Source organism: Micromonospora sp. NPDC048999, from assembly GCF_040649295.1.
Lineage (GTDB): Bacteria > Actinomycetota > Actinomycetes > Mycobacteriales > Micromonosporaceae > Micromonospora.
Map to the genome: position 1 here is coordinate 527,296 of NZ_JBEZFI010000001.1, position 15,550 is coordinate 542,845.

Below are 15,550 nucleotides of genomic sequence, written 5' to 3' on the forward strand. Positions count from 1 at the left end.
CTGACGCCGCGCTCATCATGCGCGGCGTTCTGCGTATCGGCCCGTGCGATAGCATGAGCCGAGCACCACGGCCAGGTAGCTCAGTTGGTACGAGCGTCCGACTGAAAATCGGAAGGTCGGCGGTTCGACCCCGCCCCTGGCCACATAGCCTTTCGCCGGGCTACAGGAACGCCGACCAGCGGAAACGCCGGTCGGCGTTCTGCTTTTCGCCCCGGGGTCCCGCCTGTCCGGTCTGCCCCTCGTTGACCCCGGAATCCCTCTGGTGGCCGCTCCTTGTTGCACGGGGATTGCACCGCCCCGTCATGCCGGTCGACCGGGAGAGCGTCGCCGACCCCTGCCTTGCAAAGATCATGCGGGCGTCGGCTGCTGCGGCTGACCTGCTCGGTCTGTCGGCTGCCGCCGCTTCTCGCTCCCGTCTGTCGGCCGGCTTGGCTGTACGGATGGCTGTACAGCCGTCGTCCCCGCTTCTCATACTCGACCGGTGGCTGCTGCGGATCTTCCAGCCCGGTTCAGGCCCATCATCGAGCAGGTGGTCGAACGGATTGCCGCTGGCGATTTCGACGGCCTAGCGCGGGACTACTCGCGGTCGGGCCACGACCTGGGCGTCTGGGCCCGCGAGTACCCCGCGACGTTCATCCCAATGCCGCCCGAGGCGTGGCACCACGCCGACGCCTACTTCCTTGCTGGCCACGACGTTTGGAAGGTCGATGTCGACCTGTGGTCTCAGCAGGAAGGGCGAAGCGACATGACCTTGCAGGTGACGGTCTGGGAAGAGGCCGGGGCGATCAAGCTAACCATCGATGACCTGCACACTCTCTAGTACCGGCCACCCTCACCGCACCGTCAGTTTGGAAGAGCGTGATCAACCGACCGCGACGTCCGAAACGCCTGCGGCCAGCGGTTCACCCGGCTGCTTCTCGTGCCCGCTCGTGCCCGCTACGCGCCCCGGTTACTGGCCCACGGATGGCCCGTGACGGCCTCGGGATTAGAAGAAGATCGCGGGTGGCTGGTCGGGTGGCTTCGCTCCTGGTCAGCCCGTCCGTCCTTGTCGGGCAGCGTCGGTTCCAGCGGGCGGGCTTGGCTGTACGGATGGCTGTACGACCGGCTAAGTGCGGCCAGGGAGCGACCTAGGCTGACGCCATGTCGGCGGAGCGTGAAGTCATTGACCTGGATGAGCACAACAACCAGTCGGCGGCGGTGGGCAGCGTCGCTCCTGACCGCTTCCTGGCCGGCTGGAGGATGAGTGCCCGGCTCGTCGCTGCCTTTGTGGTCGGCGGTGTGCTTGGTGGTCTTGGTGTCAGCGAGCTGCGGGACTCGCGGGAAGAGCGGGAGCGAAACGCTCCGGTCGCACTCGTGGCCCTCCCCGCATCCATCAATACCTGGGGATGGAGCATGGAGGTCCCGGACCATGTCCAGATGACCGGGCAACTGGCAGTGACCAACGCTGGCCCTGCGCCGATTACGGTTCGTGCGGCGACTGGGCAAGGACCGGATGACCTGCCCAGTTGGACCGGCGAGTTTCGCCTGCTACCCGGCGATACCGACTTGATCGATGTCAAGGTGAGCCTCGAATGCGTGACCGTGTTCGGGAATGATCCGTTGTCGATGCGATTCTCGGTCGAGACCGGCGATGGACAGATCAGAGAGGTCAGCTACCCCGTCGCCCCGAAGGGGAGCATCTGGCACTCTCGGGCTGAGCCGGAGTGCGCGCACGTCCGTGAGAAGGATAATCGCGGCAACTAACGCTGAAGCGGATCTCCTCGTCGGGCAGTCGTAGACCTTCCAGCCTCCCCGGACGGGGAGGCTGGTAGCCCTTGTGGTGCCCGGCGAGGTGATCCGCGGCGGCATCTCTGAGGAGGGTCGGGGTTCGGGGCAGCGCCCCGAGGTCTTCAAGCTCTTGCAGTCCGCCAGCGTGGCCGGCCGGCCCGGCCGATGCCGGCCGGAGGTCGCCAGCAGGCCGGGGCCGGGCCGGCGCGGCCCGCTTGCGGGCCGCCTTGATTGGGACTGTCGGGAGATCCCTGTCCCAGGGTCGGGAAGCGGACCTTCGCCAAGCTGCGCAGGGGGGCAGTAGCCGGTATGGTCCGGGCCTATGGGACAGGAGATGGCCGATCCGGATGAGGTCCGCCAGGAATTCGACCGCTTCTCCCTACGTAGCCTCCTTTTCGCCCCAGCCTCCGCCGAGCGGGCGTACGCGGTCTTCACCGGGTCGCTGGCCGACTGGTGGGTACGCGAATACACCTGGTCCGGGCCGGAGGCGCTGGCCGAGTTGGGGATCGAGCCTCGGGCCGGCGGCATGCTCTATGAGATCGGCCCGTACGGCTTCCGCGGCGACTGGGGCCGGGTGCTGATCTGGGACCCGCCGCGCCGGCTCGTCTTCAGCTGGCAACTCGGACCGGACCGGGTGCCGGTGCCGGATCCGGCGCGGGCCAGCGAGGTGGAGGTGCTCTTCCTGCCGGAAGGGCCGGAACGGACCCGGGTCGAGGTCGAGCACCGCTACTTCGACCGACACGGTGCGGCCGCTGAGGGCTACCGCGAGGCGCTCACCGCAGGCTGGCACGAACTCCTCTGCCGCTACCTCGCCACGGTCGCCCGCAGCGGTCGCTGAGCGGCGGCACCAGGTGCTGCGCGTGCCGGGCGGTCAGCGCTCCCGGCTGCGCAGCGTCGCCACCGTCGATCCGGCGAGGGTGAGCAGACACGTCGGCAGCAGCCCGTCGGCCGCCGCGGCCCCGAAGAGCGCCTCGCCGGTGTCAATGTCGTCATTGGCGTACGCGCTGACGAAACGGGCCACCCACCGGGTGTCGTAGTCGGCTTGGTCGATGCCCGGGAAGTCCAACGCGCAGGCGCCGAGCGGAGCGTCGTCGCCGACCATGGCGGCGGCCAGGAACCACGCCACCCCGTACGCCCCGGCCAGGCCGGAACGGTCCACCACGGCGTCGAAGGTGCCCGCCACCGCATCCCCGTCGCCGGCCAGGGCCGAGCGGAGCACGGCGGTCGCATCGTTGAGCGTCTGCTGTGCTTCGTCGGTCACCTGCTGAACAGTAGGACGAGGGGTCAAGCGGTGACCCGAACCAGACCGCCCGTCACAGTGCGTGAGATCCGCAGTCGAGCTCCGGACGGAACGCCTTCGAAGGCCCCGCAACCCGCCCCGGCACGCTAATGTGCGCAGCGGACCTTCGTTCCAGGAAGGACGATCATGCTCGTATCACGCGCGTCCCGCGCGGCCATCTTCGCGGCCGGCGCGGCGCTCCTGCTCGCCACCAGCGCCTGCGGGAGCGACCAGCCCGAGGAGGCTGCCACCGACACCCTGGTGCGCCTCTACGGCACTGACGCCAACATGATGAACTCCTACGCCGGAGAACTGAAGGACCGCGCCAACCTGATCAACGGCATGGCGGGCACGACCCCGATGATGCCGTTGTCGGCAAGCTTCAAGGAACGGCTCCACAGCGTGGATCCGAAGTTGGCGGACTATACCTACGCCGCCGAGTCGTACGACGCGGTGGTGATCAGCGCCCTGGCCGCCCAGCTCGCCGGCACCACCGAGCCGGCCGCCATCGCCAAGCAGATCGTCGGGGTGACCAACGACGGTGAACGCTGCGAGGATCCGGCGACCTGCCTGGAGCTGGCCCGGCAGGGTCTGGACATCGAATACCGGGGCGTGTCGCTGACCCGGTCCGGGTTCACCGACGCCGGAGAGCCCTCCACGGCCAGCTACGCCACCCTGCACTTCGATCACGAGAAGCTCAACGACGGCAAGACCGAGTTCGTCGGCGCCGGTGACGAGTCCGCGGCGAGCACCAAGACGCCGCCCCGGGCAAAGAAGCAACGTGCCGGTGAGAAGGCCAAGGATGCCCCCCTGGTCATCGGCGGGCTGCTGCCGAAGACCGGTGACCTGGCGATGGCGTACCCGCAGATGGCGGCGGCCGCGGCGCTCGCGATCCAGGAGATCAACGCGGGCGGCGGGGTGCTCGGCGAGCCGGTCGTCTGGATCGAGGGCGACGACGGCACCAACCCGAAGGTCGCCCAGGCCACCGTCGCCTCGCACGTGCGAAACGGCGTGCACGTCATCATCGGCGCGGGCGCCTCGGGCATCACCCGCGCGGTGCTGCCGGACGTGGTCGCCGCCGGCCGGGTGCTCTTCTCCCCGTCCAACACGGACGCCGGGCTCACCACGGCGGACGACCAGGGCCTCTACTTCCGCACCGCGCCCCCGGACACCCTCCAGGGCCGAGCGCTGGCCGACGTGATCCTGCGCGACGGGCCGCACAGGATCGTCATCGTGGCCCGCAAGGACTCCTACGGCGAGGGCCTCCAGGAGAAGGTCCGCGCCGAGCTGGATCGGGTTGGCTTCGGCGGCGACCGGGTGAAGCTGCTGACCTACGTGCCACCGGCCGACGCCGACGCCCCACCGGTGGACTTCAGCAACGCCGCCAAGGAGATCAAGGACTTCGGCGCGGATGCCGTACTCATCATCGGGTTCGGCGAGTCCGCAGCCGTGATCACCGCGTTGGACGACGCTGGAGTGCAGCTCCGGCACTGACCGACACCGACGGCCGCACCGGTTCGCCGGTGCGGCCGTCGGTGTGTCCGGGGCAGCGGCTCAGCGAGCCTGGCGCCGCTCCAGGAACTCGGTCATCCGCCGGCGCTTCTCCTCGTCCTCGAAGAGCACCGCCTGGCTGAGCAGGTCGAGCTGCGGGTGGGCGGCGGGCGGGGCGTCCACGGCCAGCTTGGTCAGCCGCACCGCCAGCGCCGAACCCTTGGCGATCTCGTCGAGCAGACCGTGCGCGGTCGACAGCAGCTCCGCCGGCTCCGCCACCACCCGGTTGACCAGACCGATCCGCAACGCCTCCTCGGCGTCCACCCGGCGGCCGGTGAAGAGCAACTCCTTGGCCCGCGCCTCGCCGACCAGCGCCGGCAACCGGTAGGTCGCGCCCGCGCCAGCCAGGATGCCCAACCGCACCTCGGGCTGGCCGAACATCGCACGCGCGGTGCACACCCGCAGGTCACAGGCGTACGCCAGCTCGGCGCCGCCGCCCAGCGCCGGGCCGTCCACGGCGGCCACGGTCGGCATCGGCAGTGCCCGGATCCGGGCGAAGGCGGCCTGGTTGATGGCGGCCAGGGCGTCCAGCCGGCCGCGCTCGCGGAGCTGGCCGATGTCCGCCCCGCCGGCGAAGATGCCCTCCGTCCCTCCGGTGAGCAGCAGCAGCCGGGGCCGCGCCTCCAACTCGGCGCAGACGGCGTGCAGCTCCGCGATCAGGTCGGCGTCGATGGCGTTGCGCTTCTCCGGCCGGTCCAGCGTGACGACCAGCCGGTCCGGCAGTTCCTCGATCCGCAAACCGGTCACTGCTTCACCCCGCCTTCCCACGTGTAGAAGCCCTGGCCGGACTTCTTGCCCAGCTTCCCGGCGGCCACCATCTCCACCAGCAGCTGCGGCGGCGCGAACCGGTCCCCGTACGCGGCCTGGAGAGTGCGGGCGATGTCGAGCCGGACGTCCAGCCCGACCAGGTCGGTCAGCTCCAGCGGGCCGATCGGGTGCCGGTAGCCGAGCACCATGGCCTTGTCGATGTCAGCGGGGCTGGCCACTTCGTCGGCGACCATCCGGATCGCCTCCAGCCCGAGGGTCACCCCGAGCCGGGAGGTGGCGAAGCCGGGCATGTCGCGTACGACGACGGGGTCCTTGCCCAGCCGGCCGGCGAGCGCGACGGCCGCCTCGGTGGTGCCCGGCGCGGTGGCCCGGCCGACCACGATCTCCAGCAGCGCCATCGCCCAGACCGGGTTGAAGAAGTGCAGCCCGACGAAGTCGGCGGGCCGGTCCAGCCCCTCGGCCAGCTCGGCGATCGGGATGCTGGAGGTGTTGCTGCCAAGCAGGGCGGGGCGCCGCGCCTCGGCCGCCTGGAGCACCGACCGCTTGAGGTCGAGCCGCTCGGGAACCGCCTCCACGATCACGTCCGGCCCCTCGGCGACCTCGCCGAGCCCGCCCCGCAGGGTGACCCGCTCCCGGTTCGCCGCCGCCTCCTCGGCGGTCAGCTTGCCGCGCTGCACCCCGCGCTCCCACAGCTCGCCGAGGCGCCGTACGGCGGCGTCGCCGCGCGCCGGGTCCACCTCGACCAGCTCGACCGCGTAGCCGGCGCCGGCCGCCACGTACGCGATGCCGAGGCCCATGGTGCCGGCCCCGACGACCACAAAACGACCACTCATGCCGTCCCCTTGCCGCGTGCGGTGGCGCACGGGGTCCCGCCGCCCGGCCGCCCGCTCCGCTCGTTTCTGGGTGCGACCCTATGCAGGGCCCGACCCGGACGGATGCGTGGGGGCGGGCCAGCCCCTGGGCCCGCGCTCAGGCCAGCTTCAGCGTGGCCAGGTAGTACGGGTGGTCCCGGTCGTCCACGTCGGCCAGTCGCCACGGAGAGCCGTGGAGCAGCCCGGCCAGTTCGTCGGCCGAGCAGACCAGGTAGTCGAACCATTCGGTGCCGAGCAACCGGTAGCGCAGCCGCAGGCGGAGCTGGCCGCCGAGCCGCCCGCGCTGCCGGTTGCGCTCGTGGTACCCCGTCTGCACCGGATCGGTGGTGCCGTACGGGTCGGTGCCCTGCGCGATCACCTGCGCGCCGGGCCGGGCCAGCGCGGCGAGGGCAGCCAGGAAGCCGGGTGCCCGGTCCCGCCCCTCGATCAGCCCGAGGTTGTTGCCGAGCAACAGGAAGGTGTCGTACCGCCAGCCGTCGGCGACGTGCTGGTCGACGGTGCCGTGCACCAGGTCGCGTACGCCCCGGTGCCGGCAGACCCGCAGCGCACCGATTGAGGTGTCCAATCCGGTGACCGGCACCTCGCGCTGCTGGAGGTGCAGCGCGATCCTGCCGCCGCCGACGCCGATGTCCAGCGTGCGCCCGCGTACCCGGTCCACGGCCCGGTGGTCGTACGGCTGCCACGCCTCGGGCGGGTCGAGGTAGTGCGCGGCGGGCGCGCCGTTGATCAGGCCGTCGTCCCGCTCAATGATCTCGATGACCGGCCGGGGCAGCCGGCCACCGGCCAGCGGCCGGGGTCCGATCCCGGTGGCGACGGCGTACGCGTCGCGGATCATCTCGCCGAACACGTCGCCGATCGTGGGTTCCCCGGTCACGCCGATCACGCTAACCGGGCCTTGCGGGAGCTGTCGCGACCTTATCCTTGGCGGCGTGACCGACCTGGACCGCCTGGCGGAGGAAAAGTACGTCCTGCTGACGACGTTCCGTGCGGACGGGCGGGCGGTGCCGACGCCGGTCTGGGCGGTGCGGGACGGCGATGCCCTGGCGGTGTGGACCGCGGCGGACACCGGCAAGGTCAAGCGAATCCGACGGGACGGCCGGGTGACGGTGGCCCCCTGTGACGTACGCGGGCGGCCGCACGGCGAGGCGGTGCCGGGGCACGCGACGATCTGTGACCTGGTCGGGACCCGGCGGATCCGGGGGCTGCTCAAGCAGAAGTACCGCTTGATCGGCCGGCTGAGCCTGCTGGGCAGCCGACTGCGCCGGGGGGAGACCGGCACGGTGGGGCTGCGGATCGTGCTGGACGGCTGAGACCCTGAATACGACTAAGGGCGGCGGACAACGCTTGCGCGTACGTCCGGCCGCCCCTGATCGGAACGCCTGAGAAAACGTCCGGGTCGTCAGTCCCCCTGGCGCTGCTGAGGGATCTGTCCCTGCAGCAGGGCCCGGACCTCCGACTCGCGGTAACGGCGGTGGCCGCCCAGGGTCCGGATAGCGCTAAGCTTGCCGGCCTTGGCCCACCGGGTCACCGTCTTCGGGTCGACACGGAACATCGACGCCACCTCGGCCGGTGTCAGCAGCGGCTCTGGTTCATGCGTTCGCGATGCCATCGGGGTCACTCCTCCACATTTATAGACATCGGCCGGGGTCCCGCCGGCCGACGCGTCTCCCATGGTCCGGCTAGTCCCCGATGTCCGACATGGGCCGAACGGCTGAAGGTCCCTAGACGGACGGATGAACCATGCCCGATTTTTACGACTTTTATGCCTCAGAAACTACCTTATTCGGACTCATGATCACGGTTCGTGATGCGTCAACTACGAGACACTCTCGCATCGGTGGGGTATTAACCGGATAATCCGGACTAGTTGCAGCGCTCCAACAGCTGCACCGCCCGCCACCGGGCGACCAGCTTGTCGTACGCCGTCGAGGCCTCCTCGGCCTCACCGCGGGAGAGCCCCGCCAGCCCGGTCGCGACCAGCTCGGCCGAGTCGTCGGCCGCCAGGGTCTCGTCCGGCAGCAGCTGCACCAGGCCGCCGTAGTCCAGCTCCACGACCGAGCGCGGGTGAAACTCCTCCAGCCACCGGGCGGCCTCCTCGACCGCCTCGGTGATCGGGGCCTCCCCGATCGACTTCCGCAGCACGGACAGCGCCCGGGACGACCGCCGGCGCGCCTTCGAGATCTCGGTCCGGTAGCGCAGCGCCCGCCGGTCCGGCTCGGTCACCAGGTGCCGCTCCTGCGCGTCGAAGAGCACGAACCAGCGCAGCGGCACTCCCCAGGTGGCGATCTGCTCGTGCACCCGCGGCACGCCGTGCTCCAGCACCCGCGCCCCGCTGCGCCAGTCCTCCACCACCGCCTTGGCCTGGCCGGCCAGGCGCGGCGGGACGAACGCGTCGGCCAGCACCGAGGGCACCCCGTCCCGGGCGCTCAGGGCCGCCTCGGCCACCCGGATCCGCAGGTTCCACGGGCAGACCAGCAGTGAGTCGTCGGTCTCCAGCACGTACGCCTCGTCCGGCAGCTCCGGCAGCCGGGTCCAGCCCGCGCCGAGCGCCTCGATCACCGCGGTCCGCTGCCGGGCCGGCCCCTCCAGTGGTGCGACGGCCCGGCCCTCGTTGACGTAGCGGCGCCAGAACGACTGGCGATCCCGATCGAAGGCGGTCAGCGGCTCGTACACCCGCAGGTAAGAAGCGAAGAGCGACGGCACGGCGCGATCCTCCCACGAGTCGGGACCCGTACGTTGCCGCGTGACGTGGGCGACCTGGCGTGCGCGACAGTACGGCCTCGGCCGATATTAGGCTCAGCGGCACCGGCACCATCCCGCCGGCATGCCACAGGTCCGCGCCTCACAAGGGCGCACACCGACACAGGAGTCAGCCATGGGCGTATTCGCCACCACCGACGACCCGGGATCCACCGGACACGAGCAGGTCGTGTTCTGCCAGGACAAGCAGTCCGGCCTCAAGGCGATCATCGGGATCTACTCCACCGCGCTGGGCCCCGCGCTCGGCGGCACCCGGTTCTACCCGTACGCCAGCGAGGAAGCGGCCCTCGCCGACGTGCTCGACCTCTCCCGCGGCATGGCGTACAAGAACGCCCTGGCCGGTCTCGACCTCGGTGGCGGCAAGGCGGTCATCTGGGGCGACCCGGAGCGGATCAAGAGCGAGCCGCTGCTGCGCGCGTACGGCCGCTTCGTGGAGACCCTGGGTGGGCGTTACTACACCGCCTGCGACGTCGGCACCTACGTGGCCGACATGGACGTGATCGCCCGGGAGACGCGGTACGTCACCGGCCGCAGCGTGGAGCACGGCGGCGCCGGCGACTCCTCGGTCCTGACCGCCTGGGGCGTGTTCCAGGGCATGCGGGCCGCCGCCGAGCACGTCTGGGGCGCCCCGACGCTGGCCGGCCGGCGGGTCGGCGTGGCCGGCCTGGGCAAGGTCGGCAAGTACCTAACCGGCCACCTGGTGGGGGACGGGGCGGAGGTCGTGGCGACCGATGTCAACCCGAAGGCCCTGGAGTGGGTGCGCGCGACCCACCCGCAGGTCGAGCTGGTCGACGACACGGCGGCGCTGGTCGCCTCCGACATCGACGTGTACGCCCCGTGCGCGCTGGGCGGCGCCCTGAACGACGACACCGTGGCGGTGCTGCAGGCCAAGGTCGTCACCGGCGCGGCGAACAACCAGCTCGCCCACCCCGGCATCGAGAAGGTCCTCGCCGACCGGGGCATCCTCTACACTCCCGACTACGTGGTGAACGCCGGCGGTGTGATCCAGGTCGCCGACGAGATCGAGGGCTTCAACTTCGAGCGGGCCAAGCTGCGGGCCACCCGCATCTACGACACCACCCGGGAGATCCTGCGGCTCGCCGACGAGGAGGGCGTGCCGCCCGCGGTGGCCGCGGACCGGCTCGCCGAGCGGCGGATGGCCGAGGTCGGCCGGCTCCGTACGATCCGACTGCGGTGAACGTCACGTCGGGGGCGGGGCTCGGCTCCGCCCCCGACGCGGCGCGGCGGTTCGGCCGGCGTTACGCTCGAAATTGGGGTAGTTCGGGCCGTTTTGCCCGCTGTCACGGCCATCCCCGGCACCCGCTCCTTACCGAGTACACTTTGTGACGACCGGACAACTGCGACGCGCAGGGCCGGCAGACGGTAACCCGAGGTGCCGAACGGTGGCATCCCCATGTACCGTAAGAGCCACGAGAGATGCCTGACGTCATCGGGGCCCGCCTTCGGGCTGCCCCGCATTCTGTGCGAGGGGGTCGAGCCATGGGGCGCGGCCGTGCTAAGGCCAAGCAGACAAAGGTGGCCCGGGAGTTGAAGTATCACTCCCCGAACACCGACCTCGCCGCCTTGCAGCGAGAACTCGGCGGCAGCGGCAAGTCGAACCGCGACTTCGACGACGACTACAAAGAGTATGTCGACGACGATGACGAGGACCACGCGGACGAGGACCCGGACACCTGGGCCCGTCCGGCCCGCTGACCTCCGGTCACATCTGAGCACGCGGTAAGCCCCGCGTGCTCACGCATGTGCTCTGCGAAAGCCGGCGTACGACCGACGATCAAGGACCTGTCGCACTGATGGGACATCCCCGTGCGGCGGCAGGTCCTTGATCGCGGAATCGCACCGTCAACGGGGCCGATTGTTCCAGTTGTAGAACGTCGGGATGTTCTCGAAGTGGTTCCAGGCGCACACCGCGCCGGTGCCGTCGCCGCCCGACACCTCCGCCCGCAGCAGCCGCGCGGCCTCGGCCTCGTGGAGCAGTGTGGTCAGCCCTGCGGCGGCCTCCCGCACGCGCTCGACGACCGGGTCCGGATCGGTTTCCCTGACGCGCTCAGGCTGCCGATGACTGGTGTCCTCGGGCATGCTCCAACACTCCCTCCAATAGGCGGATCTTGCTGTTTCGGCAGTGCTCGGTCTCCGTACCGTCGAACCGGCCCTGCTCGAAGTAGCGGTTGGCGGCGTGGCCGCCGCCGCAGAAGCCGAAGTACGGGCAGGACGACCGGCACGCCTCGACGCCGGCGACGAACTCCGCCACCCAGGGGGTCCGCCCCGCCCCGGCCAGGATTTCGGCCAGCGGGGTGGTCAGCACGTTGCCGCTGGCGAAGTCGCCGTACGAAGGATCGGTGAAGCCGGCCAGCTCCGGGGAGAGCACCACCACCGAGCCGTCCTGGGCGACGGTGGGGATCGGATCGAGCTGGCGGGGCAGCAGGTCGTCCGCGGTGCCGGCCAGGACGGCACCGGCGTAGCGCAGCGACCACTCCACCTCGCGCAGGTGGATCCGGGGATCCCGGCGCCACGCGCCGACCAGTTCCCCCCAGAACGCGGTCACCGCGGCGGCGTCCCGGGCGTTGCTCCGGGTGTTGACCCCCTCGGTCTCCTCGATGTTGACGCCCAGCACGTCGCAGCCGAGGTCGAGGAAGTAGTCGTACAGCTCGGTGGCGAGGCCGGGACCGGGCCGGGACACCACGGCGAGGGCCGAGAAGGGCAACCCGTGCCGGCGCAGCGCCCCCACCCCCGCCATGATCCGGTCGTACGCCGGCCGGCCGCCCCGGGTGACCCGCTCCGCGTTGCGCTCGCGCGGCCCGTCCACGCTCACGCTGACCCGCACGGCGTGCTCGGCGAAGAACGCGCACCAGGCGTCGTCGATCAGCGTGGCGTTGGTCTGGACGTGGTGCTCCACCTCGGGCGCGAACGGGGCGAGCAGGGCCGCCAGGTGCTCCCGGCCGGCCGCGAGGGGCTCCCCGCCGTGCCAGACGACCGAGAACCGCCCCGCCGCCGCCCACGGGTTCACCGACGCCGCCACCGCCTCGGCGACCGCGACCGGCATCCGCCGGTCCGCCGCCCGCATCGGCAGGTAGCAGTAGGCACAGTCGAGATTGCAGAGGGTGGTCGGCTGCATCACCACGTACGAGGGAACGGCGGCGATGCCCCGCATCCCGGTGCGCGTGTGAACGGCCATCACCCCTCCCCCGTCAGCCGAAGTGCCCTTCAGGCTAGGCGGCGGTACCCACTCGGGTGAACCCCCGATCAGGTGACTGGATGATCACCAGCGCTGGATCAACCCCGGGTGTGGTGACCGATCATCTGCACGTTGCCGGAGCCCTCGATGATCTCGCCGGCCTGCCAGGCGTCCACGCCCCGGCCGGTCAGGGTCGCCAACGCGCGGTCGGCGTCCTCGGCGGAGACGATCGCGAACATGCCGACGCCCATGTTGAACGTCGCCTCCATCTCCGGGTCCTCGATCCGGCCCTTGGACTGGATCAGGTCGAAGATCGGCTGCGGCTTCCAGGTGGAGCGGTTGACCACCGCGTCAACGTGCTCCGGCAGGACCCGGACCAGGTTGCCCGGGATGCCGCCGCCGGTGACGTGGGCGAACGCCCGCACCTCGGTCTCGGCGATCAGCTTGAGGCAGTCCTGCGCGTAGATCTTGGTCGGGGTGAGCAGCTCCTCGCCGAGGGTCCGCTGCCGGCCGAAGTCCTCGATCACCACGTCCAGCCGCATCCGGCCGGCGCCGAGCAGCACGTGCCGGACCAGCGAGTAGCCGTTGGAGTGCAGGCCGGAGGAGCGCATGGCGATCACGACGTCGCCCACCTCGACCCGCTCGGGGCTGAGGATCTCACTCTCCTCCACCACGCCGACACCGGTGGCGGAGATGTCGTACTCGTCCGGGCGCAGCACCCCCGGGTGCTCCGCGGTCTCGCCACCGAGCAGCGCGCAGCCCGCGTACCGGCAGCCGTCGGCGATGCCCGCGCCGATCTCGGCGACCTTGTCCGGCACGACCTCGCCGGTGGCGATGTAGTCGAGCAGGAAGAGCGGCTCGGCGCCGCAGGCGACCAGGTCGTCGACCACCATCGCGACCAGGTCGATGCCGACCGTGTCGTGGATGTCGAGCTGCTGGGCGATCACCAGCTTGGTGCCCACGCCGTCGGTGGAGGAGGCGAGGATCGGGTTCTTGTATTTCTGGGTGTCCAGCCGGAACAGGCCGGCGAAGCCGCCCAGGTCACCCATGACTTCCGGGCGCCGGGTCTGCTTGACCTTGGACTTCAGCAGCTCGACCGCGCGGTCGCCCGCCTCGATCGACACCCCGGCGTCGGCGTAGGAGATCGAACGTTTGCGCCCCGTACGGCTGGTGCCAGCCGTCCAGGGCTGGCGGTCGCCGCCGGCGCCCGTCGGGCTGGTTCCTGCGCCGCTGCGCTCGGACACGTGCGTCACGGTTCTCCCCTTTGTGGTTCTCGCGGGGCCGCCGGATCGGCCGGACCCACGTCGGTGGTGCTACGGGCGATGGGTGGCGAGCGCGGTGGTGGAGCCAGCGGTGGCCTCGGACGCCTCAGTGGCGACCCGGCGACCCACGCCTTCGAGTACGTGCTTGCCGATCAGGTGTCCGGCCGGCAGCTCGATCGGGTATTCCCCATCGAAACACGCCCGACAGAGCCGGGTCTTCGGCTGCTCGGTCGCGGCGATCAGCCCGGACAGTGAGGCGTAACCCAGCGTGTCGGCCCCGATCGACCGTCGGATGCCGTCGTTGTCGAGCCCGCTGGCCAGCAGCTCCGCCCGGGTGGCGAAGTCGATCCCGTAGAAGCAGGGCCAGCTGACCGGCGGGGAGGAGATCCGGACATGGACCTCCAGGGCACCCGCCTCGCGCAGCATCCGCACGATGGCCCGCTGGGTGTTGCCGCGAACGATCGAGTCGTCCACCACAACCAGGCGCTTGCCCCGGACGTTCTCCCGCAGCGGGTTCAGCTTCAGCCGGATACCGAGCTGGCGCAGCGTCTGGGACGGCTGGATGAAGGTGCGCCCGACGTACGGGTTCTTCATCAGGCCCTGGCCGTAGGTGATGCCGGACTCCTCGGCGTATCCGATCGCGGCCGGGGTGCCCGACTCCGGCACCGGGATCACCAGGTCGGCCTCGACCGGGTGCTCCTTGGCGAGCTGCCGGCCGATCTGCACCCGGGCGGAGTGCACGTTGCGCCCGGCGATGGTGGCGTCCGGGCGGGCGATGTACACGTACTCGAAGAGGCAGCCCTTCGGCTCCGGGGCGGCGAACCGGGTGGAGCGCAGCCCGTCCTCGTCGATGGCGATCAGCTCGCCCGGCTCGATCTCGCGGACCACGCTCGCCCCGACGATGTCCAGCGCGGCGGTCTCGCTGGCCACCACCCAGCCACGCTCCAGCCGGCCGAGCACCAGCGGGCGTACGCCGTGCGGGTCACGGGCCGCGTAGAGGGTCGACTCGTCCATGAAGACGAAGCTGAACGCGCCACGCAGCCGGGGCAGCACCTCCAGCGCGGCCGCCTCGACCGAGAGGTCGGGCCGGCTGGCCAGCAGCATCGTGACCAGGGAGGTGTCGTTGGTCGAGCCGTCGGAGTCCAACCCCCGCTCGGCCGCCTCGCGCTGGAGCTCGGCGGTGTTGACCAGGTTGCCGTTGTGGGCCAGCGCGATCGTGGTGCCGGCGCTGGTCGCCCGGATGGTCGGCTGGGCGTTCTCCCAGGTCGAGCCGCCCGTGGTGGAGTAGCGGGCATGGCCGATCGCGACGTGGCCGCGCAGGCTGGCCAGCGTCGGCTCGTCGAAGACCTGGGCGACCAGGCCAAGATCCTTGAAGACCACCACCCCCGAGCCGTCGCTCACCGCGATGCCCGCCGCCTCCTGGCCGCGGTGCTGGAGGGCGTAGAGCCCGAAGTAGGTCAGGTTGGCGACCTCCTCGCCGGGCGCCCAGACGCCGAAGACGCCGCACGCGTCCTGTGGGCCGGGTCGCTGGGGGTCAAGGTCGTGGCTCAGTCGGCCATCGCCTCGGGGCACCTGCCGCTCCTCGCTGGTCTGGACCGGACTGGCGGAGTCGGGGGCAGCTCCGCACGTATACAGCCGGGACCGTCGTCGCCCGCCAGTGTACGCGACCTCGGGTCGATACCGACAGTCACGGCATGCCTGCTCTGCGTGAATTACCCCTGCGGCGTTCGACCAGCTAGAGCGGAAGATGCGCGGAGAGGTCGGCGCGGGCCCCGCTCACCCGTACGCGACCCTCGGTGACCGCCTCCGCCCAACCCAAGCGCCCGGTGGCGAGCGCCAGCCAGGTGGCCGGGTCCATCTCCACCACGTTCGGTGGCGTGCCACGGGTGTGTCGCGGCCCGGTTACGCACTGCACGGCACCGTATGGTGGTACCCGAACCTCCACCGAACGGCCGGGGGCACGCTCCGCGAGGACGGCCAAGAGCGTACGGACCGCTTCCCGGAACACCGGCCGTTCGGGTGTACGCCCCTCATCCAGCGCCGTCAACGCCGTCGCTACCGCAGCGGACTTAGAGTGCGGAGAGGACACATATGG

General features: G+C 70.9%; 18 protein-coding genes and 1 tRNA gene. 8 read left to right on the plus strand and 11 right to left on the minus strand.

The features are described 5' to 3' along the window. The first annotated feature begins 69 nt into the window (after window positions 1–69). From AB0C02_RS02555 to AB0C02_RS02570, 4 genes are all read left to right on the plus strand, one after another. Window positions 70–143, plus strand: a tRNA-Phe gene (locus tag AB0C02_RS02555). 338 nt (window positions 144–481) lie between these two features. After that, window positions 482–820 carry a hypothetical protein gene (locus AB0C02_RS02560; protein WP_357540317.1) on the plus strand — a complete coding sequence of 113 codons (339 nt, stop codon included), beginning with the start codon at window positions 482–484 and terminating at the stop codon, window positions 818–820. 320 nt (window positions 821–1,140) lie between these two features. Then, complete coding sequence (locus AB0C02_RS02565; RefSeq protein WP_357540319.1) at window positions 1,141–1,743, plus strand: hypothetical protein; 603 nt, start codon at window positions 1,141–1,143, stop codon at window positions 1,741–1,743. Window positions 1,744–2,089: 346 nt separating this feature from the next. Next, window positions 2,090–2,605: an SRPBCC family protein gene (locus AB0C02_RS02570; RefSeq protein ID WP_357540321.1), complete on the plus strand. Its 516-nt coding sequence runs from the start codon at window positions 2,090–2,092 to the stop codon at window positions 2,603–2,605. 33 nt (window positions 2,606–2,638) lie between these two features. Here AB0C02_RS02570 and AB0C02_RS02575 read toward each other — a convergent pair whose 3' ends face one another. Next, window positions 2,639–3,028 carry a hypothetical protein gene (locus AB0C02_RS02575; RefSeq protein ID WP_357540323.1) on the minus strand — a complete coding sequence of 130 codons (390 nt, stop codon included), beginning with the start codon at window positions 3,026–3,028 and terminating at the stop codon, window positions 2,639–2,641. Window positions 3,029–3,193: 165 nt separating this feature from the next. Between AB0C02_RS02575 and AB0C02_RS02580 the strand changes: the two genes are divergently transcribed. Continuing rightward, the gene (locus AB0C02_RS02580; protein WP_357540325.1) at window positions 3,194–4,540 is read left to right on the plus strand and encodes an ABC transporter substrate-binding protein; all 1,347 of its coding nucleotides are present in this window, start codon (window positions 3,194–3,196) and stop codon (window positions 4,538–4,540) included. 60 nt (window positions 4,541–4,600) lie between these two features. Here AB0C02_RS02580 and AB0C02_RS02585 read toward each other — a convergent pair whose 3' ends face one another. The 3 genes from AB0C02_RS02585 to AB0C02_RS02595 form a co-directional block, all read right to left on the minus strand. Continuing rightward, window positions 4,601–5,344, minus strand: coding sequence for an enoyl-CoA hydratase/isomerase family protein (locus tag AB0C02_RS02585; RefSeq protein ID WP_357540327.1), 744 nt, complete (start codon window positions 5,342–5,344; stop codon window positions 4,601–4,603). Beyond that, window positions 5,341–6,198 (minus strand): 3-hydroxyacyl-CoA dehydrogenase family protein, encoded by an 858-nt coding sequence (locus AB0C02_RS02590; protein ID WP_357540329.1) that lies wholly within the window; start codon window positions 6,196–6,198, stop codon window positions 5,341–5,343. Before AB0C02_RS02590 ends, AB0C02_RS02585 begins: the two co-directional genes overlap by 4 nt. 136 nt (window positions 6,199–6,334) lie before the next feature. Beyond that, a complete protein-coding gene (locus AB0C02_RS02595) occupies window positions 6,335–7,111 on the minus strand; it encodes a methyltransferase domain-containing protein (protein ID WP_357540331.1) in 777 nt (258 codons plus the stop codon). A gap of 55 nt (window positions 7,112–7,166) precedes the next feature. Between AB0C02_RS02595 and AB0C02_RS02600 the strand changes: the two genes are divergently transcribed. Then, window positions 7,167–7,547, plus strand: coding sequence for a PPOX class F420-dependent oxidoreductase (locus AB0C02_RS02600; RefSeq protein ID WP_357540333.1), 381 nt, complete (start codon window positions 7,167–7,169; stop codon window positions 7,545–7,547). An 89-nt stretch (window positions 7,548–7,636) separates the two neighbouring features. Here AB0C02_RS02600 and AB0C02_RS02605 read toward each other — a convergent pair whose 3' ends face one another. Together AB0C02_RS02605 and AB0C02_RS02610 are read right to left on the minus strand one after the other, a co-directional pair. Beyond that, a complete protein-coding gene (locus tag AB0C02_RS02605; RefSeq protein ID WP_007073996.1) occupies window positions 7,637–7,846 on the minus strand; it encodes a BldC family transcriptional regulator in 210 nt (69 codons plus the stop codon). Between the two features lie 254 nt (window positions 7,847–8,100). Then, window positions 8,101–8,940 carry a hypothetical protein gene (locus AB0C02_RS02610; RefSeq protein ID WP_357540335.1) on the minus strand — a complete coding sequence of 280 codons (840 nt, stop codon included), beginning with the start codon at window positions 8,938–8,940 and terminating at the stop codon, window positions 8,101–8,103. A gap of 172 nt (window positions 8,941–9,112) precedes the next feature. Here AB0C02_RS02610 and AB0C02_RS02615 point away from each other — a divergent pair, with 172 nt between their 5' ends. After that, on the plus strand, window positions 9,113–10,195 hold the full coding sequence (locus AB0C02_RS02615; protein WP_357540337.1) for a Glu/Leu/Phe/Val dehydrogenase dimerization domain-containing protein: 1,083 nt from the start codon (window positions 9,113–9,115) through the stop codon (window positions 10,193–10,195). A gap of 302 nt (window positions 10,196–10,497) precedes the next feature. Continuing rightward, window positions 10,498–10,713 (plus strand): DUF3073 domain-containing protein, encoded by a 216-nt coding sequence (locus AB0C02_RS02620; RefSeq protein ID WP_357540339.1) that lies wholly within the window; start codon window positions 10,498–10,500, stop codon window positions 10,711–10,713. A 147-nt stretch (window positions 10,714–10,860) separates the two neighbouring features. Here AB0C02_RS02620 and amcA read toward each other — a convergent pair whose 3' ends face one another. The 5 genes from amcA to AB0C02_RS02645 all read right to left on the minus strand — a co-directional run bounded on the left by amcA (window position 10,861) and on the right by AB0C02_RS02645 (window position 15,544). Continuing rightward, window positions 10,861–11,097, minus strand: a complete 237-nt coding sequence (gene amcA, locus AB0C02_RS02625) for a multiple cyclophane-containing RiPP AmcA (RefSeq protein WP_357540341.1) — start codon at window positions 11,095–11,097, stop codon at window positions 10,861–10,863. After that, on the minus strand, window positions 11,066–12,169 hold the full coding sequence (gene amcB / locus AB0C02_RS02630) for a cyclophane-forming radical SAM peptide maturase AmcB (RefSeq protein ID WP_357541002.1): 1,104 nt from the start codon (window positions 12,167–12,169) through the stop codon (window positions 11,066–11,068). Before amcB ends, amcA begins: the two co-directional genes overlap by 32 nt. A 122-nt stretch (window positions 12,170–12,291) precedes the next feature. After that, the gene (purM, locus tag AB0C02_RS02635) at window positions 12,292–13,446 is read right to left on the minus strand and encodes a phosphoribosylformylglycinamidine cyclo-ligase (protein WP_357540343.1); all 1,155 of its coding nucleotides are present in this window, start codon (window positions 13,444–13,446) and stop codon (window positions 12,292–12,294) included. A gap of 60 nt (window positions 13,447–13,506) precedes the next feature. Continuing rightward, window positions 13,507–15,027, minus strand: coding sequence for an amidophosphoribosyltransferase (gene purF, locus AB0C02_RS02640; protein ID WP_357540345.1), 1,521 nt, complete (start codon window positions 15,025–15,027; stop codon window positions 13,507–13,509). 163 nt (window positions 15,028–15,190) lie between these two features. Then, window positions 15,191–15,544, minus strand: a complete 354-nt coding sequence (locus AB0C02_RS02645) for a sterol carrier family protein (protein ID WP_357540347.1) — start codon at window positions 15,542–15,544, stop codon at window positions 15,191–15,193. Window positions 15,545–15,550 lie beyond the last annotated feature (6 nt).